Genomic DNA, 26,006 nt, shown 5'->3' on the forward strand with positions numbered 1-26,006 from the left:
GCCGCTGCCCGCGCCTACCCAACGGCTGGGACGCTACGCACGCGTACGCCCGCCCCGTCGACAGGGAAAGCCGGTTCTCCGGCGTTTCCACCTATCCTCTGGATCATGACCTGGTTGCGCGCGCTGAAGGAGACCGGGCGCTCCGGGTTGAGCGTAGAGCGGACCAGGCTCGAACCCCTGGTGGCCGTCCGTGGTGCGGCCGGGGTCGCGATCGTGATCGCGCTGTCCCTCTGGCTGTCCTCCCCCGCCGTGGCCGCGTCGTCGGCGTTCGGCGCCTTCGCCGCGGGCACCGCCACCTTCCAGCGCAGCTGGCGGTCCCGCCCGGTGCTCTCCCTCGCCGCGGGCACCGGCCTCGCCGTCAGCACCTTCGTGGGCTACCTGGCCGCTTCCCATCTCGTTGTCTTCGTCCTGCTGCTGGCCGTGTGGGCCTTCCTGGCCGGGATGGCGTGGTCGCTCGGCCCGACATCCGGCATCGTCGCGGCGCTGACCGTCGCCGTCATGATGGTCGTCGTCACGCTGCCCACGTCCGTCAAGGACGCCCTGGGACATGCCCTGGTGATCGCCTTGGGCGGGCTGGTGCAGGCGGCGCTCATCCTGCTCTTCCCCATCCGCCGCTGGGGGAGGCAACGGGACGCTCTCGCGGACGCGTTCGCCGCCGAGGCGGCCTACGCCCGGCGGCTGCGCCAGGATCCGCACGCCCCGTTCGATCCCGAACCGCTGATGACGGCCCGCAGCGCGGCCGCGGTGACACCGTGGCAGGCCCGGCGCCGTCCGGAGGAGCTGCACGGCAAGCGGGCGCTGGCGGAGCGGATCCGGCCGGTGCTGGCATCGCTCGCCGACCCCGCGGTCGGCGCCGCGGAGGAGGGCCCGGAACGGGATCGGGCGCGTGAGCTGCTGGCGGCGGCCGCCACCGTGCTGGACGCGGTGGCCCGCGCGATCCGGCACGCGAAACCGGTGAAGCTGCCGAAGGAGGTCGACGCCTTCCTCGAAATCCCCGAGCCGGAGGCAGAACTGACCGGCTCGGCCCGCCGGGCCGCCGCCCGGCTGATCAGCCTGCTCGCCGCCGCTGTGGAGAGCGCCAACGGCTCGGGCCCCTCCGACACCACCGAGTCCGCACACCTGCTGCGCCCCACACTGCCGCGGCTCGTACCGCTGGCCGCGCGGGCCATGCGCCATGAGATGCGCTGGAAGTCGGCGGTGTTCCGGCACGCGGTGCGGCTGTCCGCGGTCGCCGCGACGGGTTACCTGATCGGCGCGGCGCTGCCGCTGGGCCATGGCTACTGGGCGCCGATGGCCTCGGTCATGATCATGCGTCCGGACTTCTCCCAGACCTACGCGCGCGGCGTGGCCCGCTTCGTCGGGACGCTGGTGGGAGTGACCGTCGCCACCGGAGTGATGCAGGCGGCGTCTCCGGGCGTCTATCTCTGCGCGGCCCTCGCCGTGGTGTGCATCGCCCTGATGTACCTGCTGATGCGCACCGGCTACATCGTTGCGCAGGCCTGTGTCTCGGCCTACGCGGTCCTGCTGCTGGGCATGGGCGGCAGCCTGTGGACCCAGACGGTTCCCGAACGTGTCCTGCTGACGCTGCTCGGCGGGGTGCTGGCGATGGCCGCCTATGCCGTGTTCCCCGCCTGGGAGACCCCGCGGCTGCGCGACCGGCTCGCGGAGCGGCTGGAGGCCACGGCCGGCTACACGGCCGCGGTCCTGGAGGGTTTCGCGGATCCGGCGAAACGGCGCTCCTCGACGGTCCGGGAGGCGCTGCTCGACGCCCGCGCGGCCAGCGCCACCTGGGACCAGGCCGTCGCACGCGCCGACGCCGAACCCGTCCGGCACCGCGGGCTGTCCCGGCGGGCCGCGCAGGACGCCGACACGGTCCTCTCCGCGATGGGCCGGGTGGGCATGCTGATGGAGGCCCATCTGCCCGGCCGGGACGCCGACCCCGTACCGTCCGCAGCGGAGTTCGCCCGCGTACTCCGCGAGGCCGTCGCCGAATCCGCGCAGGCGGTCCGCGACGGTGCGCCGCCGCGCTGGGACGCGGTCCGGGCCGTCCTCGACGGCTGGCAGGGCGACACCACCCGGGAACGCATGGTCCGCCGCGGCGCGGAACTGCAGATGGAGACACTCGACGAGTTCGAGGAGGCGTTGCGCTCCCGCTCCGGCACCCGGCCCCCGCCCCTGTGACGCGGATCCGGCTCCCCCGCGGCGGGTTGGTCCGTAAGGTGAGCGGATGGCCGTCCAGAACTGGAAGTTCGTCCTCGCGGCGGTGTCCGCGCTGCTCTCGCTCAGCGCCGTCGTGCTGGTCCTCCCGGCGCTGACAGGCGCCGTCGGCTGGACCTCCGTCATCGTCGCGGGCGCCCTTGCCGCGGTGACGGGAACGGTGGCCCTGCTGTCCGACGGCGGCGAACGCCACAGCTGAGGCCGGTCCAGGGCTGGTTGCGCAAGATCGTCCGGCCAGGGTGTGATGGGACCATGGACTCTCGCACCCTGTACCTGTTCGGCTCGGCCGCCCCGCCCGTTTTCGACATAGCCCGGGTGATCGACGACGCGCAGGCCGACGGCTGGGACGTGTGTCTGGGCCTCACCCCCACCGCGGCCCACTGGCTCGGCGACCACCTCGACGGCCTCGCCGCACTGACCGGTCACCCGGTGCGGTCGCAGTACAAACTCCCGGGCGAACCGGACGTCTGGCCGCCCGCCGACGTGATCCTCTTCGCACCGGCCACGTTCAACACCATCAACCAGTGGGCTCTCGGGATCACCAACCACTTCGTGGTGGGCGTCGCCGCCGAGGCCCTGGGCAAGGGCATCCCCACGGTGGCCATGCCCTGCCTGAACTCCGCCATCGTCCAGCACCCGCAATTCGAGCGGTCCCTGGGCGAGTTGCGACTGGCCGGCGTGACGGTCCTGCATGGCGAAGGCGGCTTCGTCCCGAACCGCCCGGACGAGGACCAGCCGTCCGCGTACCCCTGGCACCTGGCCCTGGCAGCCGCAAGGAACGTCGCCCCCGCCATCCGCTGACCCATCGGCCGGGCCGGGGGCAGCGCTCGTGGGTCCCGCACACCAGGCACTCATCGACGCCGAAGCCGGCTGCGTGAAGGGCGCCCGGCATCGTAAGGGACACGAATTGCCGCTCCATCCCATGGCGACGCACCGTAGCGCTACGGGCACGCGACCACCGTGCAGCACCAGGGGGACCCATGCGCATCCGCACCATCGCCGTTACCGCCGCCGTCATCATCAGCACCGCGGCGCTCAGCGCCTGCGACCCCAAGGCCACCGCGCCGGCCGGTGCCCCGGCCCCGTCCGGCGCGGCATCCGTCCCGTCCGCCTCAGCGGCATCGTCCGCCGCGGCTCCCGCGAAGACGGCGACCGTCCCCGTCTTCATCGGCATGGGGCTCCAGTCGGCGCAGGACGCCGCCCAGGCCGCCGGATTCGCCGGCCTCACCTCGCATGACGCCCTCGGCCGCGCGCGCCACCAGATCCTTGACCGGGATTGGCGGGTCTGCTCGCAGAACCACGCGGCGGGGAAGAGCATCCCCGTCGACACCACCCTCGACTTCGGGGCGGTCAAGCTCGAGGAGAAGTGCCCCGGCACCGACCGGACGCCGCCGAAGGAGGCCGGGGCGACCATGCCGGACTTCGTCGGCAAGTCCGTGAAGGCGGCGCACCAGGCTCTTCCTTCCAACGCATCCGTCGACTCCAAGGACGCCACCCAAGGACGCTTGATCATCATCGAGAGCAACTGGCAGGTGTGCACCCAGACGCCGGCGGCCGGCGCCGCGCTCAACGGACAGCCGGTGATGTTCACGGCGGTGAAGTTCGGTGAGTCCTGTCCATAGGAATCCGGCCCATGGACAGGTGGACGAACAGCCGCGTCCCCTTCGCCAGGGTGAAGGGGACGCGGCCATGGGAAGTGGATCGGCGTCAGCGGATCGGCATGCCCGACAGGGTGCGGGCGATGACCAGGCGCTGGATCTCGCTCGTGCCTTCGAAAATGGTGTAGATCGCGGCATCCCGGTGCATGCGCTCGACCGGGTATTCGCGGGTGTAGCCGTTGCCGCCGAGGATCTGCATGGCCTGGGCGGTGACGGTCTTGGCGGTCTCGCCGGCGTAGAGCTTGGACATGGAGCCCTCGGCCGAGGTGAAGGGCCGGCCGGCCGCGGCCATCCAGGAGGCGCGCCAGACCAGGAGGCGGGCGGCGTCGATCTGGGTGCGCATGTCGGCGAGTTGGAAGGCGATGCCCTGGTTGTCGATGATCGGGCGGCCGAACTGCACGCGGGTCTTCGCGTAGTCGAGGGCGACCTCGTAGGCGGCGCGGGCGATGCCGACCGCCTGGGCGCCGACGGCCGGGCGGGAGGCCTCGAAGGTGGCCATCGCGGCGTTCTTGACCCGCTCGCCGCCGGTCTTGGCGCGCTCGTGGGCGCGGGCGAGGCGCTCGTCGAGCTTCGCCTTGCCGCCCAGGAGGCATTCGCCGGGGATGCGGCAGTCCTCGAGGACGACCTCGGCGGTGTGCGACGCGCGGATGCCGTGCTTCTTGAACTTCTGGCCCTGGGACAGGCCGGGGGTGTTCGGCGGGACGATGAACGAGGCGTGGCCCTTGGAGCCGAGCTCGGGGTCGACGACCGCGACGACGACGTGGACGGCCGCGATGCCGCCGTTGGTCGCCCAGGTCTTGGTGCCGTTGAGCACCCATTCGTCCTTGGCCTCGTCGTAGACCGCGCGGGTGCGCATCGCGGAGACGTCGGATCCCGCGTCGGGCTCCGAGGAGCAGAAGGCGGCCACCTTGACGTCGTTGACGTCGCCGTACATCTGCGGGACCCAGGTGCCGATCTGCTCCTCGGTACCGTTGGCCAGGACGCCGACGGCGGCCAGTCCGGTGCCGACGATGGACAGGCCGATGCCCGCGTCGCCCCAGAACAGCTCCTCCATGGCCATGGGGATGCCGAGGCCGGTGGGGTCGAAGAACTGCTGGGCGTAGAAGTCGAGGGAGTAGAGACCGATCTTGGCGGCCTCCTGGATGACCGGCCAGGGCGTCTCTTCGCGCTCGTCCCACTTCGCGGCCGCCGGGCGCATCACGTCGGCCGCGAAGCCGTGGATCCAGTCGCGCACGGACTTCTGGTCGTCGTTGAGCTCGAGCGTGAAGTCGCCCATGTCCCCTCCACCTGGTTGTTACTTGCGGTAACATCAGTCTGTTACCCGTGAGTAGGGGCTGTCAACTCCCCGCCGTGAACCCGGCTGCCCCGACCGGGGTGTTACGTTGCGCAGAGTGCACGAAATCGAACAGACAGGGAGTACCGGGTGGACACCGGCCAGCGGCAGGGCCAGCGGACGGCGACGGAGCGACGGCGTAAAGAGCTGCTCGAGGCCGCCGACCGCGTCGTACTGCGGGACGGACCCGAAGCCTCCATGAACGCCATCGCCGCCGAGGCCGGAATCACCAAGCCGATTCTCTATCGTCACTTCGGCGACAAGAGCGGCCTGTACCGGGCGCTCGCCCAGCGGCACACCGACGCGCTGCTCGCCTCGCTGCGCGCCGCCCTCGACTCCGGCAACGACCGCCGCGACCGGGTCGAGGCCACGCTGCACGCCTATCTCGCCGCGATCGAGACCCGCCCCCAGGTGTACCGCTTCCTGATGCACCCGGCCGAGGCACCGGGCGACGGGGAGAAGGGCTTCGACGGCGGCCGGCACTCCTCCTCGCTGCTGCGGCGGATGGGCGAGGACCTGGCCGAGGTGATCGCCGAGCGGCTCGACCTGGGCCCGCAGAGCCAGGAGTTGGCACGGGTCTGGGGTCACGGCATCGTCGGCATGATGCACGCGGCGGGCGACTGGTGGCTCAGCGAACGCCCGGTCTCACGCGACCAGTTGGTCAGCCACCTCGCCGACCTGCTCTGGGGACGGCTGGCCGCGGCCGGCGACCGGGCGGGCAGCCCGGGGCTGTAGAACCCGGAATCCCGCCGGGCAGGCCCCAGGGCCTGTCGTCCGGATCTCCGCGACGCCGCGGAGATCCGGACGACAGGCCCTACCTAGTTCTGCCGCGCCCAGGGCGCCCGGCGCGCGGCCCGCAGGGCGCGGCGGCGGCGCAGCCCGCCGAGGCGGTCGGTGAACAGGCCGCCGTCGAGGTGGTCGCACTCGTGCTGCAGACAGCGGGCGAAGAAGCCGGTGCCGGCGATCCGCACCGGCTCACCGCGGACGTCGAAGCCCTCCACGACCGCGTGGTCGTGGCGGGTGGTGCCCGCGTTGATGCCCGGCAGCGACAGACATCCCTCGGAACCCGTGACGGTGACGCCGTCCACCTCCGCCAACCGCGGGTTGACGACATGTCCCAGGTGCCGCACGTCCTCGTCGTCGGGGCAGTCGTAGACGAACACCCGCAGGGCCGTACCGATCTGGTTGGCGGCCAGCCCGACGCCGTCGGCGGAGTACATGGTGGCGAACATGTCCTCGACGAGACGGGCCAGTTCGGCGTCGAACGCGGTGACCTCGGCGCACGGCGCATGGAGCACCGGGTCGCCGATCAGACGCATCGGACGGATGGTGCCGGTACTGCCGGGGATGGTGCCGCGTCGCATGCCGGCAAGCGTAGAGCCTGTACGTGGCGGGGCGGACAGTGCGGGGGCCGCGCGGGAATGTAGATAGGCTGCTCCGAGACCGAGGCCTCCCGGGTGTTGGATCGGCGTGGAGGGGCGGACACTCGGCCACCGCGAGGCTTGTGCAGGTGTGGGGGCCGGACGCGAGGAGGATGTTAGACGATGGCAGGCAACTCGGAGCCACTGACTCCGCGGGCCAAGCTGGCCGTGACGGCGGGCAAGGCGGCTGCGGCGGTGTCCCGTGCGGCGGGTCGCGGCAGCGGATCGGTGATCGGCGGACGGGTGGCCCTGAGGGTCGACCCCGATCTGCTGGCCCGGCTGGCAGGGCACCTCGATGTCGTGCTGGTGTCCGCCACCAACGGCAAGACGACGACGACCCGGCTGCTCGCGGAGGCGCTGCGGGCCAACGGCCCGGTGGTCTCCAACGCTCTGGGCGCGAACATGCCGGCCGGTATCACCTCGGCGCTCGCCGGCGGCGCGGACGCCCGCTACGGCGTGATCGAGGTCGACGAGAAGTACCTGGCCGGCGTCGCCCGTGATGTCGCCCCCAAGGCCATCGCCCTGCTGAACCTCTCCCGCGACCAGCTCGACCGCGCGGCCGAGACCCGCATGCTCGCCGAGCACTGGCGCGAGGGCCTGTCCGGTACGGACGCCATCGTCATCGCCAACGCCGACGACCCGCTGATCACCTGGGCCGCCTCCTCCTGCCCCACCGTGGTGTGGGTCGCAGCCGGCCAGGAGTGGAAGGACGACGCCTGGTCGTGCCCGTCGTGCGGCGGCGTGCTCCAGCGCCCCTCCGACGACTGGTTCTGCGGTGACTGCGGCTTCCGCCGTCCCACGCCGACCTGGGCGCTCTCCGGCGACCACGTCATCGACCCGTACGGCGCGGCCTGGCCGATCCGCCTGCAACTGCCGGGACGGGCCAATAAGTCCAACGCGGCCGTGTCCGCCGCGGCCGCGGCCGCCTTCGGGGTGGAGCCGAAGGTCGCGCTGGAGCGGATGTACGCGGTGCAGGCGGTGGCCGGACGTTACGACGTCGTCACCTACCTGGAGCGCGAGCTGCGGCTGCTGCTGGCGAAGAACCCGGCCGGCTGGCTGGAGACGTTCTCCCTCATCGACGGCCCGCCCACCCCGGTGATCCTGTCCGTCAACGCCCGCGGCGCGGACGGCACCGACACCTCCTGGCTGTGGGACGTGGACTACACCCGGCTCGCCGGGCACCCGATCTACGTCATCGGCGACCGCAAGCTGGACCTCGCGGTCCGCCTGGAGGTCGCGGGACTGGACTTCCGCGTCTGCGCGGACGTCGACGAGGCGGTGCGCTCCGCGCCCCCCGGCCGGATCGAGACCATCGCCAACTACACGGCCTTCCAGGACCTGCGCCGCCGCGTCGGCAACTGACCCGGACAAGGAGAAGCAAGCATGAGCGATTCCAGCCTTCGCCTGGTGTGGGTCTACCCGGACCTGCTGAGCACCTACGGCGACCAGGGCAACGCCCTGGTCGTGGAGCGGCGTGCCCGCCAGCGCCGCCTCAACGTCAGCCGGATCGACGTCCGGTCCGACCAGCCCATCCCCACCTCCGGGGACATCTATCTGATCGGCGGCGGTGAGGACCGCCCGCAGCGCCTCGCCGCGGAGCGGCTGCGCCGCGACGGCGGACTGAACCGCGCGGTCGCCAACGGCGCGATCGTCTTCTCCGTGTGCGCCGGCTACCAGATCCTCGGCCATGAGTTCGTGAACGACCTGGGCCGCCCCGAGGCCGGCCTGGGGCTGCTCGACGTCGTCAGCGTGCGCGGTGACGGCGAGCGCTGCGTCGGCGACGTCCTGGCCGACATCGACCCGCGGCTCGGCCTGCCGCCGCTGACGGGTTTCGAGAACCACCAGGGCATCACCCACGTCGGCCCGAGCGCGCGCCCGCTGGCGACCGTCCGGTACGGCAAGGGCAACGGGACCGGCGACGGGACCGAGGGCGCGTACAACGACACCGTCTTCGGCACGTACATGCACGGCCCGGTCATGGCCCGCAATCCGCAGATCGCCGACCTGCTGCTGAAGCTGGCGCTGGACGTGAACGCCCTGCCGCCGGTCGACGACCAGTGGTACGAGGCGCTGCGCACGGAGCGGATCGCGGCGGCGGGCCAGCCCGCCTGAGGCGGTGAGCGGTGTCCGCAGTGCGGGCGGCTGTGCGCCGTCCGCCTGCGGCTGGCTAAGGTAACGGGGGTTCCATCCGGACGACGGGGTCCGGCCGTCCGTTTGGAAATCGCGGGAGTGCGAGAGCAATGCGTATTGGTGTGCTGACGAGCGGCGGAGACTGCCCCGGACTCAATGCCGTCATCCGGTCGGTGGTGCACCGCGCCGTGGTCGACCACGGCGATGAGGTCATCGGGTTCCACGACGGCTGGAAGGGCCTGCTGGAGTGCGACTACCGCAAGCTGGACCTGGACGCCGTCAGCGGCATCCTGGCCCGCGGTGGAACGATCCTGGGCTCGTCCCGGGTGCAGCCCGCGCATCTGCGCGGTGGCGTGGAGCAGGCCAGGGGCCACGTACGGGACCTGGGCCTGGACGCGATCATCCCGATCGGCGGTGAGGGCACCCTCAAGGCGGCCAAGCTGCTGTCGGACGCCGGCCTGCCGATCGTGGGCGTGCCCAAGACGATCGACAACGACATCGCGTCGACGGACGTCACCTTCGGGTTCGACACGGCCGTCATGGTCGCCACCGAGGCCCTCGACCGCCTCAAGACCACCGCCGAATCGCACCAGCGGGTGCTGATCGTCGAGGTCATGGGCCGGCACACCGGCTGGATCGCCCTGCACTCGGGCATGGCGGCCGGCGCGCACGCCATCGTGGTGCCGGAGCGGCCCTTCGACATCGGCGAGCTGGCCGATCTGGTCGGCAAGCGGTTCGCGGCGGGCAAGAAGTTCGCGATCGTCGTGGTCTCCGAGGGTGCCAAGCCGCGTGAGGGCTCGATGGAGTTCTCGTCCGGTGCCAAGGACATCTACGGCCACGAGCGGTTCACCGGAGTCGCCACCCAGCTGTCGGTGGAGCTGGAGCAGCGCCTCGGCAAGGAGGCGCGGCCGGTGATCCTGGGCCATGTGCAGCGCGGTGGCACGCCCACCGCCTACGACCGGGTGCTCGCCACCCGGTTCGGCTGGCACGCGGTGGAGGCCGTCCACAACGGTGACTTCGGGATGATGACGGCGCTGCGCGGCACCGACATCAAGCTGGTGCCGCTGGCCGAGGCCGTCGAGCACCTCAAGACCGTGCCGGCCGAGCGCTACATCGAGGCCGAGTGCGTCCTGTAGCCGGGCCCGTCCGCCTTCCGGTGGACGCTGTGCCGGGCTGCCGCCCGCTTCCGACGTAACGGGGCCGCCCCCGGCCGCATCACCGGCCGGGGGCGGCTCTAGTCTGGTGCGGGCGCACGGGTCGAATCGGCACAATGCCGGACGGCGCGGGCGGGGCAGTCGGCACGAACAGGAGAGAGTGACCCATGGACCACGGCGGACACGGCATGCCGATGGACTTGCCGCCGTTCACCCTCGGTCGGGGGCTGGAGTTCAGCGGCGACCCGGTGTTCCTGGCAGGCTGCCTGCTGGCGCTCGGGCTGTACGGGTGGGGCGTGGTGCGGCTGTGGCGGCGCGGCGACCGCTGGCCGGCCGGCCGGATCGTGGCCTTCGTGCTGGGCGTACTGACCGTGGCCTCGGTGATGTGCACCGCGATGAACGACTACGGCATGGTCATGTTCAGCGTGCACATGGTGCAGCACATGGTCATCAGCATGCTCTCCCCCATCCTGCTGCTGCTGGGCGCTCCGGTGACGCTGGCCCTGCGGGCGCTGCCGGCAACCGCGCACGGACGCGGCCGCAAGGGGCCGCGTGAGCTGCTGGTGGTCTTCCTGCACAGCCGGTACATGCGGCTCGTCACCCATCCCGCGTTCACGATCCCGCTGTTCATCGCGAGCCTGTACGCGGTGTACTTCTCGCCGCTCTTCGACTTCCTGATGGGCAGCAGGCTGGGACACATCGCGATGATGACCCACTTCCTCGCCGTCGGCCTGGTCTTTTTCTGGCCGATCATGGGCGTGGACCCGGGGCCGCACCGCCCCAGCCACATCATGCGGATGCTGGAGCTGTTCGCGGGAATGCCGTTCCACGCGTTCTTCGGCATCGCCCTGATGATGGGCACCGAACCGATGGTGACCACGTTCCTGCATCCCCCGGCGTCCCTCGGGGTAGATCCATTGCAGGACCAGAGCGCGGCGGGCGGCATCGCCTGGGCGTTCAGCGAGATCCCGTCGGTCCTCGTGCTGGTGGCGCTGCTGTTCCAGTGGTACACCTCCGATCAACGGCAGGCGCGGCGGTCGGATCGCGCGGCCGACCGGGACGGGGACGCGGAGCTGGTGGCGTACAACGCCTATTTGGCATCCTTGGATGCTCGCGGTCGCGGCTGAAACAGCTGACCAAAGGGAGGCGCGAGATGGGGGACCAGGTGCGGATATCGGGCGGAGCGCTGGAGCTGCCGGGCGGAGTGACGGTGCGGTTCATGCGCACGTTGCGGCTGCCCGAGACCGGGACGCATCCGCTGCCGCCGGGGATCGGCACGTTTCCGCTGCGCCGGGTGGCGGACTATCCGGACCGGGCGCCCGCCGAGTGGCTGACCCGCGGCGGTGTGGTGCTGCCGGTCTACCAGCGCGAGGCGATGTGGCTGAGTTTCTCCTCGCCGGTGCCGGCCGCGCTCCAGGTGGGCGTGGGCAAGGTGTGTGCGGTCTCGGGGCAGCCGTGGAGCGATCGGCTGTCACAGGATCCGCAGAACTACGTGGTGCTGCCCCGGCAGCCCTGGCTGGACGGCATCAACTCCGGATCCGGCACGATCCGGCAGTTCGTGGCGGTTCCGCTGGGCCTGGGGGCGACGGTGGAGGGCCAGGTCTCCGGCGAGGAGGTCTGGGGCGGGGTGCAGCTGCAGGTCTTCGAGCTGCGGGACGAGCCGCTCGCGGTCTGGCGCGCCGAGCAGGAGCGGCGCGCGGTCGCCACCCGCGGGCCCTGGGGCGTCGCCGCCGAGGAGGACGAGGGAATGCCGCCCATGGCGGGCTACGGCGCGGCGATGCCGATGGAGGCCATGGCCGCCCCTGCCGCACCATCGATGGGCCTGGGCGCGGGCGGCCGGATGCGCCAGGAGGTGTACCGCGACGAGCGGCTGCCGGGCGACTGGCGGCCGACCCCGTCGGGCCGGGTCTTCGTCCATCTGGCGACCGCCCCGCAGTGGCGGCAGATCACCGGCGAGGCGCCGCCGCCGTCCCCGGTGGACCGGGCGGCCTACAACGCGGCGGGCCTGCCCTGGTTCGACTACTACGACGCGGACGCCGCCGATCTGGCGGCCGCGGCACCACTGGCGGACGTGAAGCCGGTGGGCGACTGGCTGGGCGACGACCAGCAGCCGTGGGCGCCGGTCCAGCCCGGCCAGGTGAAGAAACTCAAGGACGACGGCCAGGTGACCGACGGCGACTGGTAGCGCCGGAGGCGGCGGCCGGTCACCATGGAGACCGGGCCGCCACCGGGCGGGTCGTCCTGGGATTCTCGGGGAGGAGGGCCTCATGCCGACACCCGCGAAGGCGATGGCGGTGTGCACCGCGGCATCTCTGGTGGCCGTGTCCGCCTATACGGTGGCGCTGGGCGCGAACGGCTGGCTGTGGTTCGCCTGGGTGCTGCTCGGGCTGTGCACCGCCGCGGTGTTCGCCATCCGGCTCCCCCGCTGACCTCTGGGCGCACTCCGCGGCCACCCGGTTCACCCGAAGGGCCCCGCGCCCCGGCACCGCCGATACCGGTACTCTCGCGCCCCGCCCGTATCAGCACTACTGTGCCTGGTCACCGGGGTGCGGGCGCTCCCCGGCGTGGAGGGGGGAAACGGGCCGCGTGTTCTACCACGTGCTCAAATACGTGATCCTTGGGCCGTTGCTGCGGCTGCTGTTCCGGCCGCGGATCGAGGGGCTGGAGCACATTCCGGACGACGGTGCCGCGATCGTCGCGGGCAACCATCTGTCGTTCTCCGACCACTTCCTGATGCCGGCGATCCTGCCGCGCCGGATCACCTTCCTGGCCAAGGCCGAGTACTTCACCGGCGCCGGGCTGAAGGGCCGGCTGACCGCCGCGTTCTTCCGCGGGGTGGGCCAGATCCCGGTGGACCGGGCGGGCGGCAAGGCCTCGCAGGCGGCGCTGAAGTCCGGGCTCGCGGTGCTGCGGCGGGGCCAGCTGCTGGGCATCTATCCGGAGGGCACCCGGTCGCACGACGGCCGGCTGTACAAGGGGCGTACCGGGGTCGCGGCGATGGCGATCACGGCTCAGGTACCGGTGATCCCGTGCGCGATGGTGGGCACCTTCGAACTGCAGCCGCCCGGCCGCAAGCTCCCCCGGCTGGGCCGGGTCACGATCCGCTTCGGCACGCCTCTGGAGTTCAGCCGGTTCGAGGGCATGGAGGGCGAGCGGTACGTGGTGCGGTCGGCGACCGACGAGATCATGTACGCGATCCTGGCGATGTCCGGGCAGGAGTACGTCGACCGCTACGCGAACGAGGTCAAGGCCGAGCAGGCACGCGGCGTCGCGGCGCTGCTGCGCCGGCCGCCGGGAAAGGGCGAACCGCGCGACGAGCCGCCGTCGCCGCGCTAGCGCCCGTCCCGCCAGGGGTACTTGTAAGTGCGCATGACCCGGACATGGCCGAACACGGACCGGCCGGTGATGTGCACCACGGGGCCGTCCTCGTCCCAGTCCTCCTTGGTCCTGTCGTGTCCGCCGAGCTGGGAGCGCTTGCCGAACAGGGCGGTCCCGGTGTCGTAGACCCGCGCGTTGTCGGGGACCAGGATCTCCACCTTGCCGCAGAACGAACCGGCCTCGATGACGACTTCACGGCGGGTGAACACCGCCTGCCGCAGGTCGATCACGACGGCGCCGAACCGGGCGCGCGCGACGGTGTGCGGCGGGACCGGCCACTGGCCGCCGCGCCGGATCTTGCTGAAGAGGGCGTCGACGGGATCCGTGTCGGTGGGGGCGACCAGGTGCGCGCCCGCCGCCGGCTCCGGCAGATCGCCGGTGATCGGGGCGAGTTCACCGCGGGTGCGCGCCGAGTACGTGGCTTCGAGCCGCTCGGCGTGCTCGTCCGTGGTGAGCCGGCCGGTCGCGAGCGCGTCGGCGAGAATCGCGGCGGTCTGGTCGCGCTCCTGGTCCGACGCGCGCACGTCGATGTCGGCGGAGCGGGGCTCCGCTGGGGTGTCGGACACCGGGCAACCTCCTGATCGGACGCGGACCAGACTTACGCTATATCGCGACTGTCGCGTTCGCAAGGTCCGCGTCGGGCGACGGGCCGGAGCCGAACCCGGTCCACGACCGGGCCCGCAGGAGGTAAACCGCTGGCTCCGCCGCAGGTGAGGGCCATAGGGTCGGGAGCCGTGAACACCAACAGAACAAGGCGCGCGGCATGAGCGCCCGGCTGCGCGGCATCGCCCGGCACACCCAGGAGATCGTCGCGGCGGGCCGGTATCCGGCGCCCAGCGGCCGGGACGTTTCGATCGCCGCCGGCGTCGCCCGCGCGGTCTCCGGGACCCGGCTGTTCGGGCCCGAGCCGGTGGACGTGCCTCCGCCGTCCGCTCCGCCGGCGGCCACCGCCTTCGGCGTGACCGGTGAGAGCAGCCTCCAGGCCGCGCGCCGGCTGAGGGCGGCCTCGGACGGGCCCGTCGCCGTCCTCAACTTCTCCTCGGCCCGCAACCCGGGCGGCGGTTACCTCAACGGCGCCCAGGCGCAGGAGGAATCACTGTGCCGCGCGTCGGCCCTCTACACGTGCGTGGTGAGCACACCGGACTTCTACGCCGTCCACCGTGCCGACCGCGACCCCTTCTACACGGACCGGGTCATCCACTCCCCCGCCGTACCGGTCTTCCGCGACGACCGCGGCGCGCTGCTGGAGGAGCCGTACGAGGCGGGCTTCCTGACCTCTCCCGCGCCGAACGCCGGGGTGATCACCCGCAATCTCCCCGACCGGGTGGACCTGATCCCGCGGGCGCTGCTGACGCGCGCGGAGCGCGTCCTGGAGGTCGCCGCCGCCCAGGGCTACCGGCGGCTGGTGCTGGGCGCCTGGGGCTGTGGGGTCTTCCAGTGCGATCCGGCGCAGGTCGCGGACGCCTTCCACCGCCATCTGACCGGCTCCGGGCGCTTCGCCGGCCGGTTCGACGAGGTCGTCTTCCCGGTGCTGGACCGGCGCGAGGACTCCCCCACCCGCGCCGCATTCGCCGCGAGGTTTAATGAGTCATGACCGACACCGAGGACACGGCGGAAACGAACGAGCACGGGACGTACAACGGGCTGATCGCACTGCTCGACGAGCACGGTGCGGTCTACCGGACCATCGACCACGCGCCGCAGGGTGCCACCGAGCTGGTCAGCGAGCTGCGGGGCAACGCGCTGGCGCAGGCGGCGAAATGCATCATCGTCATGGTCAAGCTCGGCAAGAAGACCACCAAGTACGTGCTCGCCGTCGTGCCCGGTGACCGGCGGCTGGACCTCGGCGCGGTGAAGGCGCTGTTCGGCGGGACGTACATCTCGTTCGCGCCGAAGGAGACCGCCGAGCGGCTGGCCGGGAGTGTCAGCGGCACCGTGCTGCCGTTCTCGTTCGACGAGAAGCTGGAGCTCATCGTGGACCCGGCGCTGCTGCACCACGATGAGATCTTCTTCAACGCGGCCCGGCTGGACCGTTCCCTGGCGCTCTCGGCCAAGGACTACGCGGAGATCGCCGCGCCGCGCGTCGAATCCATCACGGAGGCACCGGCCGTCCCGGGCGGGAAGCGCAATATCGACACCGTCATGGACGCCGTCCCCGAGAAGTGGTTGCCGCACGTCCTGGCCCAGGTGAACGACTACGACGTCAAGGTCGCCAACGTCGAGGGCGAGTTCTCCGAGCACCGGCACGCGGACACCGACGAGTTCTTCCTCGTCCTCGCCGGCCGGCTGCGGCTGGAACTGCCGGACGGAACCGTCGAGCTGGGCCCGCACGAGGTGTTCACCGTGCCGCGCGGCACCCTGCACAAGCCGGTGGCCGAGCCGGGGACCCGGATCCTGATGTTCGAACCGCGGGGCACCGTCAACACCGGTGACGGCAACGAGGGAACGACCGGCGTCGTCCTGCCCTGACCATCCGTCCCCCGCGCCGCGCACCGTCCCACGCCCGGTCCCCGCGCCGCCTCCCGCAGCGGTCCCACAGCCGCTTCTCGCGGTGCGGGACCGGCCCGTCGGGGGCTCTCAACGGCTGCCCGCCCCGGCGTCGCCCCGGCCGTGCAGGAACAGGGCGCGGCTCAGGCAGCCCACGGCCACCGTGCACGCCGCCGTACGCACCATGTTGAGCGCGATCCAGGTGTTCTCGAACTTGGCGCGCACCGCGGCCAGATCGCGGATGTGCGCGGGGTCGCCGGCCTTCGCGAGCTCGTCGTTGAGCGGGATGTTCGCACCCATCGTGACGAGGAGCGCCACGACGTACAGCGCCACCGACGCCAGCACCCAGCCGAACACGGCGCGCCGCCCCAACCGCCGCTGCTGGAAGGCCGCGACGCCCGTCAGCACCAGGGCGCCGAAGAACGCGAGGAAGAACACCGGGTTCTCGATGGCCACGTTGATGTTCTGCATCGCGCCGATGAATGTCCGGTCGTCACCGCGGCCCAGGCCCGGCATCACCGCGACGTCGAAGCTGAAGAAGACACCCGCCATGAGTGCCGTGGCGACGGTGGCGGCGCCCAGCACCGGACCGGCCGCGCTCTTGCGGGCGGGGACCGGAAGCGCCGGGTGGTGCAGCGGAGCCTGGGGCGTCGGGTGGATGTTCGGGGCGCCGTTGGTGTGGTGGGCAGCACTCATCGCTTCGCTTCTCCCTGCGGGGTGTCGGACGGCTACGTTCGGCTGGTTGCTCATGGCTCCAGTCAAGTCCCCGGCGGGACTGCGGACCATCGCTCAGACGCGCACCCGCATAAGCAACCGTCCACGCGCGGGCGCGTGGACGGTTGCCGTCACCCCAGGATCCGCTACGAGGCGGTCGTCCCGTACACCTGCATCTCGTAGAGGGAGTAGCCGTAAGCGGTGCCCCGGGCAGTGCCGTTCACCCGGACGTAGCGGCCGGTGCCGGTGAGCCCGGTCAGGTCGTCGGTGGCACCGTTGCCGGTGGTGGTGGAGTAGATCGTCGTCCAGGTCGTACCGTCAGGGGAGGTCTGGATCGTGTACGCCTTGCCGTACGCGGCCTCCCAGAGGAGCTTGACGTGGCTGACGTTCGCCGTGGCGCCCAGATCGACGCGCAGCCACTGCGGGTCGGTGCCTTCCTTGCTGGCCCACCGGGTGGCGGTGAGGTTGCCGTCGAAGGCGGCCGCCGCCGCGAAGGATGTCGATTCGACCGAGGAGGCCGTCGCCGTCCGGCCCTGGGACAGCAGCACCGGGCCGCCGCCGGGAGCGGTGACGGTCAGTGCGTAACCCGCCGAGTGCGCGGCCGATGCCGAGGTTCCGGTGACCGTGAGCGCCGCGGAGCCGGAGGTGGCAGCGGCGTTGGCCGACACCGTCATCACCGAAGTGCCACCCGCGGTCACCGTCGAGGGCGCGAAGCTCACACTGACACCCGACGGAGCGCCGGTGGCGGAGAGCGTCACCGGCTCCGCCGTACCGGAGGCCACCGGCACGGACACCGTCGAGGTCGTGGACGCTCCCGCGTTGACCGAACCCGCCGCCGGGTTCAGCGACAGCGAGAAGTCGTTGGTGGTGGAACCGGCTGTGAAGGCCCACTGGCTCGCGGTGCCGGAGCAGCTGCCGGCGACCACCTTGGCGCTCGAGGTCCGGAAGCACTTCTGCCCGGTCTGCATGTCGGAGATGGTGCCGTTGGGGTTGACCGACCACTGCTGAGTCGGGCCGCCGGTGCAGGTGTTGAGGACGATGTTGCTGCCGGACGTCGCCGCGCAGAGGTTGTTGATCACCATGAAGGCGCCGTGGAAGGTGAAGCGCTGGGCCGCCGAGCCGTTGCAGGCGGCGGTCTTGAGGGCGGTGCCGGGAGTGGAGCTGTTACCGGGATCCTCCATGCACTGCGCGTTCGAGCCGTTCTTGTACTGGCCGATCGTGGTGTTGGGCTGGGCGCCGCCGTAGCACTTGCCGGTGCTGGTGTTGAAGATCGGCGTCGGGTCGTAGGGCTCGTTGGCGCCGGGGTTGACGACGACCGGTTCCATCGTCGGCGTGCTGTCCGCGTTGTAGTGCGTCAACGCGTCCTCACAGTCGATGGCGTTCATCGCGTTGCCGCCCTTGCCGCCCAGCCACAGGTCGATGTGGTGCAGGCCGGGGCCGCCGTTGGGCCCCTCCTCGCTCCAGTCCGCCTCGCACTCCTGACAGCTGTCCTCCATGATGAAGTACTTCCTGACCCGCTCGACCCACACCTTCGTGCCGGCCGGGAGCTCCGCCTTGGAGGTCGCGAAGGTGATCGGATCCGCGAACGTGCCGGTACCGCCGGCCGTGTCGTGGATCTGCGGGTACGAGATGTCGCCGCCGGGCGGTGTGTTGTCGTACCAGCCGTAGAACGTCAGGAACGTCTGTTGCGTCGTGGCCGCGGGGGCCGCGGAACTCGGCGCCGCGTTCACCAGTCCGGCGAACGCCGAGATGAGGACGAGACAGGCGGTCGCGAAGAACGCGACAAGAGCACGCCGACTCATGGTGCGGCTCATGGTGCCTCCGTTGCCAGGGGGATCCAGCAGGGTCACCGCAGAGTCGGTCCGAGCACCGGCGCAAGTCAATAGTCTGTTAGGAAAGTTATCTAACAATCACTCGGTGTCCGCTGGGGACACCCAGCGGAATCAACTGGCCCGGCCCCGCCCCGTGATGACATCCTGACCGCGTGAACGGACCGGAGATCGACATCATTTTCGCCCCTGAGCTGCACCTCTTCGTCCCCGCGGAACGGCGTCAGGGCCCGAGCACGGTCGTCACCGACGGCACCTCGACGCTCGGCCATGTCGTCGAATCGCTCGGCGTCCCGCTCACCGAAGCGGGGCTGCTGCTCGTCGACGGCAGCGCGGTGCCCGTCTCGCACATCCCCGACGCGGGCGAGACCGTTCACGTCCAGGCGGTCGAGCGCCCCCAGCACGTGCCGGGGGCGCCCCTGCGGTTCCTGCTCGACGTCCACCTCGGCACTCTCGCGCGGCGACTGCGCCTGCTGGGCGTCGACGCCGCCTACGAGAACGAGGACATCGGCGACCCCGCGCTGGCCACGCTCTCCGCGAAGGAGCAGCGCGTCATGCTCTCCCGCGACCGGGGGCTGCTCCGGCGGCGGGAGATCTGGGCCGGGGCGTACATCTACAGCGACCGCCCCGAGGATCAACTCCGCGACGTCCTGCAGCGCTTCGCGCCCGCGCTCACCCCGTGGTCCCGGTGCGTGGCCTGCAACGGCCCGCTAGCCAACGCCGACAAGGAGTCGGTCCAGGACCAGCTGCGGCACGGCACGCAGCGCTCGTACGACGTCTTCGCGCAGTGCGCCGCCTGCGAGCGGGTGTACTGGCGGGGTGCGCACCACGCCCGCCTGGAGGCGATCGTCGAGGAGGCACTGCGCGAGTTCGGCGGCGCGGCCGCCCGAGACCGGCGCTTCGCCTAGGGCGTGTTGCGAAAGTCCCGCCTGGCCCACGACGCCTGGCACGCGCACTCGCCGCGTTGTCGGGCTCGTCCACCTACGTCCAGTACGAGGACGACCCTCCGCCATGCGAGCGCACCCACCAGACGCCGTGGGCCACGCCCTCCGGGCGAACGCCGCTCCTTCCGAAACACGCCCTAGTCGGCCACGCCCCTGACCGCGATGACCTTGTCGATGTGCACGCGTACGAGGAGTTCACCCGGGACGCCGTTGCGGGCGCCGTACACCTCGGCCTGCTCGGGGCCCATGTAGCGATGGGCGATACGGGTCGCCCAGTCGCGGACCTCCGGCAGCTCCTCGCTGATCCGGGCCTTGCCCTCGATGACCACGAACGAGAACGGCGGACGGTCGTCGTCGACGCAGATGCTCACCCGGCCGTCACGGGCGAGGTTGCGGCCCTTGACGGTCGCCTTGCCGGTGTTGAGGACCAGGTCGTCCCCATCGAGGAGGAACCAGACCGGCGCGAGGTGCGGGCGCCCGTCGGCGCGGACGGTGGCGAGCTTGCCGGTACGGGTTCCCTCGCTGATGAATGCGCGCCATTCGGCGTCGATCATGGTGGCCATGCCACCCATGGTGCCCGAAGGGGGCCGGCTCCCGGCACAGGACGCCCCGGCGTCGGGTTCCCGGCAGATCCTGCCCGATGGATTGGAGAGCGCTCTCCAGCGCACTGAGTCGGGACGTGGGCCCGAGATCTCAGGCGGACTGCCGGATGACGAGGGTCGGTTCGAAGATGACGGAGGTGATGCGCTGCTGTGGTGTGGTGATGCGGTCCAGGAGGAGACGGGCCATTTCACCTGCCATGTCTTCCACGGGCTGGCGAATGGTGGTGAGTGCGGGGCGTGACGCGGTGGCGGCGCTGCTGTCGTCGAAGCCGATGACCTTGACGTCGTCGGGAACGTGGCGGCCGTGGTCGCGCAGAACGAGCAGGGCGCCCTGGGCCATCAGGTCGTTGGCGGCGAAGACCCCGTCGAGGCGGGGATGTTCGGCCAGCAGGCGTTCCATCGCGGCCTCGCCGCTGCCCTGGGTGAAGTTGCCCTCCGCGCACGGCACATAGGGGAAGCCGTGGCGGGCCATCGCCTCGCGGAAGCCGGTCAGCCGGTCCTGACTGGCCGGGACGTCCAGCGGACCGGAGATCGTCACCACCTCCCGGCAGCCGCGCTCCACCAGCCGGTCGGCCGCCAGCCGGGCCCCGTCCTGATGCGCGACATCGACATAGCTGATCGGGATCGGCCGGGCCGGCCGGGCGAACAGCACCGCGGGCACCCCCGCCTCGGTGATCTGCTCCGGCAGCGGGTCGCCCGCATGCGTGGACACCACCATCGCCCCGTCGGCGTTGCCCTGCCGCAGATACGCCACCACCTGGTCGCGCGCCGTGCCGGTCTCGGCCAGCATCAGCACCGGATGCATTCCCAACGGCCGCAAGAACCCCACCACACCACTGACCACCCGGCCGAAGAAGGGGTCGACGAACACCTCGCTCCGCACCGCGTCGTCCGGCCCGGGACCGCCCGCACCGGACACCACCAGCGCGATGGCCCCGGTACGCCGGGTCACGAGCGACCGGGCCGCGGTGTTGGGCACGTAGCCGGTCGCGGCGATGGCCTGGCGGACCGTCTCCTGGATGGCCGGGTCGACATTGCGGGTCCCGTTGATGACCCGGGAGACCGTCGCACGCGAGACACCCGCCACGCGGGCCACATCCTCCAGCGTGGGAGGTCCCGAAAGTGCCGGTCGGAGGACTTCGCTCATGTCGGTCTTTATAGCACGCCCGGGAGAGCGCTCTCCAGGAGTCACCACCCGGGAGCCGTCAGCGTATCGAACACCGCACCCCACCGCCCCCGCCTCGGCGCATTGGGACCTCCTCGCGCCGCATGCCGCGTCGATCTTGCACCGCCGCCGCACGGCTGGCAGGGTCGGCAGTCGGTGAACCATGGACACGGGGGCTGGAAACGGTGAGCGGTTCGCAGTGGCCGGCAGCGGTCGAAGAGGGCCTGTACCGCGTGCGCAACGTGGGCAGCGGCCTGTTGCTGGAGGTCGCCGACGGCCGCAGGAACAGCGGCGCCAACGTCCAGCAGGGCGTGGAGAACGGAACCGACGCGCAGCTCTGGCGGGTGCTCCCGATCCACGAAGGCAGCGCGCTCTACCACCTCGAGAACGTCCGGAGCGGCAAACGGCTCGACGTGGCGGGCGCCGCCACCGAGAACGGGGTGAACGTCCAGCAGTGGCGGCCCAACAACTTCGGCGCCCAGGAATGGCTGATCGAGCAGCACCTCGACGCACCCGGCACCGTCACCCTCGTGAGCGGCATCAGCGGCAAGACGCTGGAGGTCGCCGACGGCAGCAAGGAGGACGGCGCGAACGTTCAGCAGTGGGAGGACCAGGACGTCGCCTCCCAGTGGTGGACGCTGGAGCCGCAGTAACCTCCGGGATCTTCGATCACACAAAGTGAACGATCGTCGCTTTGAGCGAGTTCCCGGATCGGGAATGTGCGGGCGGTGGGTCGCGTTGAGACGAGCAGATACCGAATGACAATGACAATCATTACGTTCGGTGTCCTGGAGACCACCGCATTGGAAGGGAATTCCATGGCACGCAATGACGCCCGTCCGGTCATCACTCTGCGTTCGACGGCCGGCACCGGTCAGAGCTACGTCACGCGCAAGAACCGTCGCAACAACCCCGACCGTCTGGTGCTGCGCAAGTACGACCCGGCCGCCGGACAGCACGTCCTCTTCCGCGAGGAGCGCTGACCGCACGGATCAGCCGGATCACGCGAACACCGCGGATCAGGCCGCGCGCATCCCGCCGGCAACGAGGACCGGCCGCCCCACCCGTTCCGCACAACGGAAGGTATCTCCCATGAAGTTCGGCATCCACCCCGTCTCCCGCCCGGTCGTCTTCCGCGACCGTTCAGCGGACTTCGCATTCCTGACGCGTTCGACCGCGGGCAGTGACAAGACCGTGGAGTGGGAGGACGGCAGCACCTACCCCGTCGTCGACGTGGAGACGTCCTCGGCGAGCCACCCGTTCTACACGGGCACGTCCCGCGTGCTGGACACCGCGGGCCGCGTCGAGCGCTTCGAGCGCCGGTACGGTTCGCCCTCGTCCGGCGCGGGCTCCGCGAAGTAAGCACCACGCACCCACGAGGGGGCGGTACCGCCGGTATTCCTGGCGGTACCGCCCCCTCCCCCGTTCGCGGTTCCCTCCGCGGGTCCCTTGCGCGGTCCCTACTTCCGCGGCGCACCGCGGTACGTGCCGAAGAACCACCGGTTTCCCTCGGGGTCACGCGCGGCGAAGTCACGTGACCCGTAGTCGGTATCGGTCAGTTCCATGATGATCTCGGCTCCGGCCGCTCGGGCGCGGTCGTACAGCGCGTCGGGCTCATCGGTGACGACGTAGGCGCCGAAGGTGCCCGGCACCAGGGCGACATGGTCCGCCGCGCCGTCCTCGGGGACGCTGCCGAGCATGATGCCGCCGCCCGGCGGCCAGTCGAGCTGGGCATGGTCGACGCGGTCGCCCTCGCCATACACGACGGTCTCCTCGAAGCCGAACGCCTCGACCAGGAACCGGATCAGCGCGCGCGCATCACGGGCGCGCAGACTGGGCCACACCTGGGGCGCGGGCTCCTTGCCGTCCGTGGCGGCGGTGGTGTCGGTCGTCTCGGTGGCATCGGTGCTCTCGGTGGCGTCCATGCGGGCCGGACCTCCTCGGGTCGGTGCTGCGGCGGAGCGGCTTCAGTGCTGGACGGCCCCGCTGTCCTCGTCCGATGTCCACTCTGCCGCCGAGGGGGCGGCGAAGGCTTGGACGTTTCGGAACTCCTCGGCCAGCCAGCGGCTCGGCGCGCAGCCGGCCAGGGAGCGGAACTCGCGCGCGAGGTGCGCCTGGTCGAAGTAGCCGCAGTCGGCCGCGAGATCCGCCAGACCGTTCGGAGTGCCGGGAGCGTACGTATCCGGCAGGCCGTCGCGACCGTCCAGGACGTCGCGTCCCCGGCCGCAGGCCCGGACGACCAGCAGCCGCCGCGCCCGGTCGAAACGGATGACCCGGGCCGCGGCCTTGGGGCTCAGTCCGATCTCGGTGTGGAACCGGCCGGCCAGATGCCTGCCGCTCCAGCCCACGTCCTTCGCGAGCGCCGACGCGGACAGCGCGCCCCCGGAGCGCAGCAACAGGTCCCAGGCGCGGACCACTTGTGGCGGGACAGCGGATTCCGGGCGCGCGTACCGCCACAGGATCCGGTCGAGGACGGCGAATCGCTGCCGCCAGTCGGGGGCGTCGCGCAGCCGGGCCCGTACCTCGTCGGCGAGCCGTCCCAGGACGGCGTCGGCCGGGATGTCGGCATTGGCGAGTTCACCCGCGGGGAGATGCAGCAGGGCGCGCGCGCCGAGCGGGCTGAGCGCCACCTGGATACCGGACTGCCGTCCGCCGTGGGTGATCAGCGCCGACGTGGTGTGCAGGCCGCCGAGCAGTGCGTCGTAGCGGCCGGGCGGCTGCCGTGGGTCGGGGTGCACTTCCACGGTCAGCGGGTCGTCGAGGGTGAAGATCAACGTCAGGAAGGGCGAGGGCATGCCGCGGTGCCGCGTGGGCGGGACACCGTCCTGCCGGTAACCGCAGTACCCCGCGATGTAGGGCCGCAGGGCGGGCGCGGGCAGGCACTGGACCGCCTCGTCGATCACGCCGGAGGGCGCGGTTGCCGTACGACCACTGTCCACCTGACCAGTATCGGCCGGACGGGACACGGATGCGCGATGGACGGCGGTTCAGGCGCTGCGGGTGTTCTTGCCGGCTGCGGTCTTCGCGGCGGTCTTCTTCGCCGGCTTCGCCGCGGTCTTCTTGGCGGTCGCCTTCGTGGCCGTCCCGCCCGCCGATTTCGTCGCCGTGGTCTTCTTCGCCGTGGTCTTCTTCGCGGTGGACTTCTTGGTGTCGCTGCTCTTGGGTGGCGATTTCTGCGCCGGGGCCGCGCGCTTGGCGGCGGTCTTCTTCGCCGGCTTCTTGATGGGCGTGACGGTCGCGTCGGTGGCGTTGTCGGGGCGGGTGCTCCTGGCCTGGGCGACGCTGGCCTCCAGGGCGGCCATCAGGTCGACGACCTTGCCGCCGCCTCCGGTTCCGTCGGCCGCGGACGGTGCTTCGCCGCCCTCGACCTTCGCACTGACGAGGGCCTGTACGGCTTCGGCGTAGTTGTCCGTGTACTCCTCCAGGTCGGCTTGGCCAAGGGCGTTGATGAGGGTGTCCGCGAGGTCGAGTTCGGCGTCGGTGATGTTCACCTTGCCGGTCGGGGCGGCCTCGGACGTCGACTTGACCTCGTCGGGCCAGCGCAGGGTCTGCAGGATCAGCACGTCGTCGTGGGCGCGCACCAGTGCGAGGTGCTCGCTGTTGTGCATCGCGAGCTTGCCGACGGCCGCCTTGCCGGACCGCTGGAGCGCTTCGCGCATCAGGACGTAGGCCTTGTTGGCGGTGGCATCGGCCGGGGCGAGGAAGTAGGGCGTGTCCAGCTTCAGGAAGTCGACGCTGTCGGCATCGAGGAACCCGCTCACCTCGATGGTCTTGGCCGTGGGGAGCGGCAGGGCCTTCAACTCGTCGTCGGAGATCTCGATCAGCTGATCGTCGGCCGTCTCGTACGCCCTGCCGATCTCGGCCTGGGTGAGGACCTGCTCGTCGAGTGCACAGACCTTCTGGAGACGCACCCGCCCGTGGTCGGCTGTATGGATCTGCCGGAAGCCGAGCTTGTGACTGCTGACGGCCGAGCCGAGCTTGACGGGTACGGCGACCAGGCCGAATGACAGAGTGCCGCTCCAGAGCGATCTCATCGTTTTATCCCTAAATGTGAGAGATTTCATACTATGCCGATCACGGAGATCGAGGGTCGCGAGCTGTCCCTCACCCACTTGGAGCGGATCCTGTATCCGCGGACCGGCACGACCAAGGGCGAACTGGTGCACTACTACGCCACCGTCGCCCCCGTCCTGCTGCCTCACCTGCGCGGCCGGCCCCTGTCGCTCCTGCGCGCCCCCAGCGGGGTGGACGCCACGTCGTTCTTCGCCAAGAGACCGCCGTCAGGTACCCCCAGCTGGGTGACGACGTCGGTCACCGAGCGCAGCGGCGGCGAGGAGATGGAGCAGGTGCAGATCAACGACCTCGCCACCCTCGTGTGGGCGGCGAACCTGGCGTGCATCGAGCTGCACGTCCCGCAGTGGAGGGCCGCCGCGCCCGGAACGGCGGACCGGCTCGTGTTCGACCTGGACCCCGGCGAGGACCGCACCGTGGTCGACTGCTGCGCCGTCGCCCTCCTGCTGCGTGAGCGGATGCGCGCCGACGGCATCGAGTCCTGGGCGAAGACGTCGGGCTCCAAGGGCCTGCATCTGTACGCGCCGCTGACCGGTGCCTCGCCCGAGCAGGCCGCGGCCTACGCCAAGGCGCTCGCGAAGGAGCTGGAGGCGGACCATCCCGACCAGGTGGTGTCGAGGATGACCAAGAATCTGCGCACCGAGAAGATCTTCATCGACTGGTCGCAGAACTCGGCGAAGAAGACCACCGCCGCCCCGTACACCGTCCGCGCCCGCGCCACGCCCACCGTGTCCACGCCCGTGTCGTGGGACGAGATCGAGGAGTGCGACGATCCGGAGCAGCTCACGTTCACCATCGCCGACGTCCCCGACCGGGTGGCCGAACACGGAGACCTGTTCGCTCCGCTCCTGGAGCGCAAGCGGGCCGGGAAGCTGCCGTCATGACGCGGCCCTCATGAGGCGG

29 protein-coding genes and 1 pseudogene are annotated in these 26,006 nt (G+C 71.1%); 20 read left to right on the top strand and 10 right to left on the bottom strand.

Annotated elements, in window-relative coordinates; all coding sequences use genetic code 11:
• Window positions 1-105 precede the first annotated feature (105 nt).
• From C8250_RS05955 to C8250_RS05970, 4 genes are all read left to right on the top strand, one after another.
• A complete protein-coding gene (locus C8250_RS05955) occupies window positions 106-2,181 on the top strand; it encodes an FUSC family protein (RefSeq protein WP_138354552.1) in 2,076 nt (691 codons plus the stop codon).
• A gap of 46 nt (window positions 2,182-2,227) precedes the next feature.
• Window positions 2,228-2,416 carry a hypothetical protein gene (locus tag C8250_RS05960; protein WP_138354551.1) on the top strand — a complete coding sequence of 63 codons (189 nt, stop codon included), beginning with the start codon at window positions 2,228-2,230 and terminating at the stop codon, window positions 2,414-2,416.
• A gap of 53 nt (window positions 2,417-2,469) precedes the next feature.
• Window positions 2,470-3,018 carry a flavoprotein gene (locus tag C8250_RS05965; protein WP_138354550.1) on the top strand — a complete coding sequence of 183 codons (549 nt, stop codon included), beginning with the start codon at window positions 2,470-2,472 and terminating at the stop codon, window positions 3,016-3,018.
• A gap of 179 nt (window positions 3,019-3,197) precedes the next feature.
• Window positions 3,198-3,839, top strand: a complete 642-nt coding sequence (locus tag C8250_RS05970) for a hypothetical protein (protein WP_138354549.1) — start codon at window positions 3,198-3,200, stop codon at window positions 3,837-3,839.
• 85 nt (window positions 3,840-3,924) lie between these two features.
• Here the strand turns inward: C8250_RS05970 and C8250_RS05975 are convergent, their stop codons facing one another.
• Window positions 3,925-5,151, bottom strand: a complete 1,227-nt coding sequence (locus tag C8250_RS05975) for an acyl-CoA dehydrogenase family protein (RefSeq protein WP_138354548.1) — start codon at window positions 5,149-5,151, stop codon at window positions 3,925-3,927.
• Between the two features lie 147 nt (window positions 5,152-5,298).
• Here C8250_RS05975 and C8250_RS05980 point away from each other — a divergent pair, with 147 nt between their 5' ends.
• Window positions 5,299-5,943 (top strand): TetR family transcriptional regulator, encoded by a 645-nt coding sequence (locus tag C8250_RS05980; protein WP_138354547.1) that lies wholly within the window; start codon window positions 5,299-5,301, stop codon window positions 5,941-5,943.
• Window positions 5,944-6,026: 83 nt separating this feature from the next.
• Here C8250_RS05980 and def read toward each other — a convergent pair whose 3' ends face one another.
• Complete coding sequence (gene def, locus C8250_RS05985) at window positions 6,027-6,572, bottom strand: peptide deformylase (RefSeq protein WP_138354546.1); 546 nt, start codon at window positions 6,570-6,572, stop codon at window positions 6,027-6,029.
• 180 nt (window positions 6,573-6,752) lie between these two features.
• Here def and C8250_RS05990 point away from each other — a divergent pair, with 180 nt between their 5' ends.
• From C8250_RS05990 to C8250_RS06020, 7 genes are all read left to right on the top strand, one after another.
• Window positions 6,753-7,991, top strand: a complete 1,239-nt coding sequence (locus tag C8250_RS05990; protein WP_138354545.1) for a MurT ligase domain-containing protein — start codon at window positions 6,753-6,755, stop codon at window positions 7,989-7,991.
• 21 nt (window positions 7,992-8,012) lie between these two features.
• On the top strand, window positions 8,013-8,741 hold the full coding sequence (locus C8250_RS05995; RefSeq protein ID WP_138354544.1) for a glutamine amidotransferase: 729 nt from the start codon (window positions 8,013-8,015) through the stop codon (window positions 8,739-8,741).
• A gap of 128 nt (window positions 8,742-8,869) precedes the next feature.
• Entirely contained in the window at window positions 8,870-9,895 is a 1,026-nt protein-coding gene (locus C8250_RS06000; RefSeq protein ID WP_138354543.1) for a 6-phosphofructokinase, read from the top strand.
• 185 nt (window positions 9,896-10,080) lie between these two features.
• Complete coding sequence (locus C8250_RS06005; RefSeq protein WP_138354542.1) at window positions 10,081-11,040, top strand: cytochrome c oxidase assembly protein; 960 nt, start codon at window positions 10,081-10,083, stop codon at window positions 11,038-11,040.
• 26 nt (window positions 11,041-11,066) lie between these two features.
• On the top strand, window positions 11,067-12,098 hold the full coding sequence (locus C8250_RS06010) for a hypothetical protein (protein ID WP_138354541.1): 1,032 nt from the start codon (window positions 11,067-11,069) through the stop codon (window positions 12,096-12,098).
• 82 nt (window positions 12,099-12,180) lie between these two features.
• On the top strand, window positions 12,181-12,342 hold the full coding sequence (locus C8250_RS06015) for a hypothetical protein (RefSeq protein WP_187144749.1): 162 nt from the start codon (window positions 12,181-12,183) through the stop codon (window positions 12,340-12,342).
• A gap of 157 nt (window positions 12,343-12,499) precedes the next feature.
• Window positions 12,500-13,249 (top strand): lysophospholipid acyltransferase family protein, encoded by a 750-nt coding sequence (locus C8250_RS06020; RefSeq protein ID WP_138354540.1) that lies wholly within the window; start codon window positions 12,500-12,502, stop codon window positions 13,247-13,249.
• Here the strand turns inward: C8250_RS06020 and C8250_RS06025 are convergent.
• Window positions 13,246-13,857, bottom strand: a complete 612-nt coding sequence (locus C8250_RS06025) for a DUF1707 domain-containing protein (protein ID WP_138354539.1) — start codon at window positions 13,855-13,857, stop codon at window positions 13,246-13,248. The two genes, C8250_RS06020 and C8250_RS06025, sit on opposite strands and share 4 nt — an antisense overlap.
• A 197-nt stretch (window positions 13,858-14,054) precedes the next feature.
• Between C8250_RS06025 and C8250_RS06030 the strand changes: the two genes are divergently transcribed.
• The 3 genes and pseudogenes from C8250_RS06030 (at window position 14,055) to C8250_RS06040 (ending at window position 15,760) form a co-directional block, all read left to right on the top strand.
• The gene (locus C8250_RS06030) at window positions 14,055-14,885 is read left to right on the top strand and encodes a TIGR02452 family protein (RefSeq protein WP_138354538.1); all 831 of its coding nucleotides are present in this window, start codon (window positions 14,055-14,057) and stop codon (window positions 14,883-14,885) included.
• Window positions 14,882-15,385: pseudogene (locus C8250_RS06035) on the top strand (YbaK/EbsC family protein); the annotation flags it as partial. The gene C8250_RS06030 and the pseudogene C8250_RS06035, both read left to right, overlap by 4 nt.
• Before the next feature lie 48 nt (window positions 15,386-15,433).
• Window positions 15,434-15,760, top strand: a complete 327-nt coding sequence (locus C8250_RS06040; protein WP_138354567.1) for a cupin domain-containing protein — start codon at window positions 15,434-15,436, stop codon at window positions 15,758-15,760.
• A 108-nt stretch (window positions 15,761-15,868) separates the two neighbouring features.
• Here C8250_RS06040 and C8250_RS06045 read toward each other — a convergent pair whose 3' ends face one another.
• Both C8250_RS06045 and C8250_RS44740 read right to left on the bottom strand, forming a co-directional pair.
• Window positions 15,869-16,474 (bottom strand): anthrone oxygenase family protein, encoded by a 606-nt coding sequence (locus C8250_RS06045; protein WP_138354537.1) that lies wholly within the window; start codon window positions 16,472-16,474, stop codon window positions 15,869-15,871.
• Between the two features lie 164 nt (window positions 16,475-16,638).
• Entirely contained in the window at window positions 16,639-18,306 is a 1,668-nt protein-coding gene (locus C8250_RS44740) for a discoidin domain-containing protein (RefSeq protein WP_198358553.1), read from the bottom strand.
• A gap of 170 nt (window positions 18,307-18,476) precedes the next feature.
• Here C8250_RS44740 and C8250_RS06055 point away from each other — a divergent pair, with 170 nt between their 5' ends.
• Window positions 18,477-19,229: a Mut7-C RNAse domain-containing protein gene (locus C8250_RS06055; RefSeq protein ID WP_138354536.1), complete on the top strand. Its 753-nt coding sequence runs from the start codon at window positions 18,477-18,479 to the stop codon at window positions 19,227-19,229.
• Window positions 19,230-19,402: 173 nt separating this feature from the next.
• Here the strand turns inward: C8250_RS06055 and C8250_RS06060 are convergent, their stop codons facing one another.
• Window positions 19,403-19,828 carry a PPOX class F420-dependent oxidoreductase gene (locus C8250_RS06060; protein WP_138354535.1) on the bottom strand — a complete coding sequence of 142 codons (426 nt, stop codon included), beginning with the start codon at window positions 19,826-19,828 and terminating at the stop codon, window positions 19,403-19,405.
• 130 nt (window positions 19,829-19,958) lie between these two features.
• On the bottom strand, window positions 19,959-21,014 hold the full coding sequence (locus tag C8250_RS06065) for a LacI family DNA-binding transcriptional regulator (RefSeq protein WP_138354534.1): 1,056 nt from the start codon (window positions 21,012-21,014) through the stop codon (window positions 19,959-19,961).
• Between the two features lie 203 nt (window positions 21,015-21,217).
• On the opposite strand from C8250_RS06065, the gene C8250_RS06070 reads away from it, so the two are divergent.
• The 3 genes from C8250_RS06070 to C8250_RS06080 all read left to right on the top strand — a co-directional run bounded on the left by C8250_RS06070 (window position 21,218) and on the right by C8250_RS06080 (window position 22,394).
• On the top strand, window positions 21,218-21,685 hold the full coding sequence (locus C8250_RS06070; RefSeq protein ID WP_244808989.1) for an RICIN domain-containing protein: 468 nt from the start codon (window positions 21,218-21,220) through the stop codon (window positions 21,683-21,685).
• A 165-nt stretch (window positions 21,686-21,850) separates the two neighbouring features.
• Window positions 21,851-22,015 (top strand): 50S ribosomal protein L33, encoded by a 165-nt coding sequence (gene rpmG / locus C8250_RS06075; RefSeq protein ID WP_138354532.1) that lies wholly within the window; start codon window positions 21,851-21,853, stop codon window positions 22,013-22,015.
• Window positions 22,016-22,124: 109 nt separating this feature from the next.
• Window positions 22,125-22,394 carry a type B 50S ribosomal protein L31 gene (locus C8250_RS06080; protein ID WP_138354531.1) on the top strand — a complete coding sequence of 90 codons (270 nt, stop codon included), beginning with the start codon at window positions 22,125-22,127 and terminating at the stop codon, window positions 22,392-22,394.
• A 98-nt stretch (window positions 22,395-22,492) separates the two neighbouring features.
• Here the strand turns inward: C8250_RS06080 and C8250_RS06085 are convergent, their stop codons facing one another.
• The 3 genes from C8250_RS06085 to C8250_RS06095 are packed head-to-tail and all read right to left on the bottom strand — an operon-like array spanning window position 22,493 to window position 25,066.
• Window positions 22,493-22,957 (bottom strand): VOC family protein, encoded by a 465-nt coding sequence (locus tag C8250_RS06085; RefSeq protein WP_138354530.1) that lies wholly within the window; start codon window positions 22,955-22,957, stop codon window positions 22,493-22,495.
• 42 nt (window positions 22,958-22,999) lie between these two features.
• Window positions 23,000-23,971 (bottom strand): helix-turn-helix domain-containing protein, encoded by a 972-nt coding sequence (locus tag C8250_RS06090; RefSeq protein ID WP_244808990.1) that lies wholly within the window; start codon window positions 23,969-23,971, stop codon window positions 23,000-23,002.
• Window positions 23,972-24,019: 48 nt separating this feature from the next.
• Window positions 24,020-25,066, bottom strand: coding sequence for a Ku protein (locus C8250_RS06095; protein WP_138354529.1), 1,047 nt, complete (start codon window positions 25,064-25,066; stop codon window positions 24,020-24,022).
• 33 nt (window positions 25,067-25,099) lie between these two features.
• Here C8250_RS06095 and ligD point away from each other — a divergent pair, with 33 nt between their 5' ends.
• Window positions 25,100-25,987 (top strand): non-homologous end-joining DNA ligase, encoded by an 888-nt coding sequence (gene ligD / locus C8250_RS06100; protein WP_138354528.1) that lies wholly within the window; start codon window positions 25,100-25,102, stop codon window positions 25,985-25,987.
• Window positions 25,988-26,006 lie beyond the last annotated feature (19 nt).

The organism is Streptomyces sp. So13.3, from assembly GCF_005860785.2.
GTDB lineage: Bacteria > Actinomycetota > Actinomycetes > Streptomycetales > Streptomycetaceae > Actinacidiphila > Actinacidiphila fildesensis.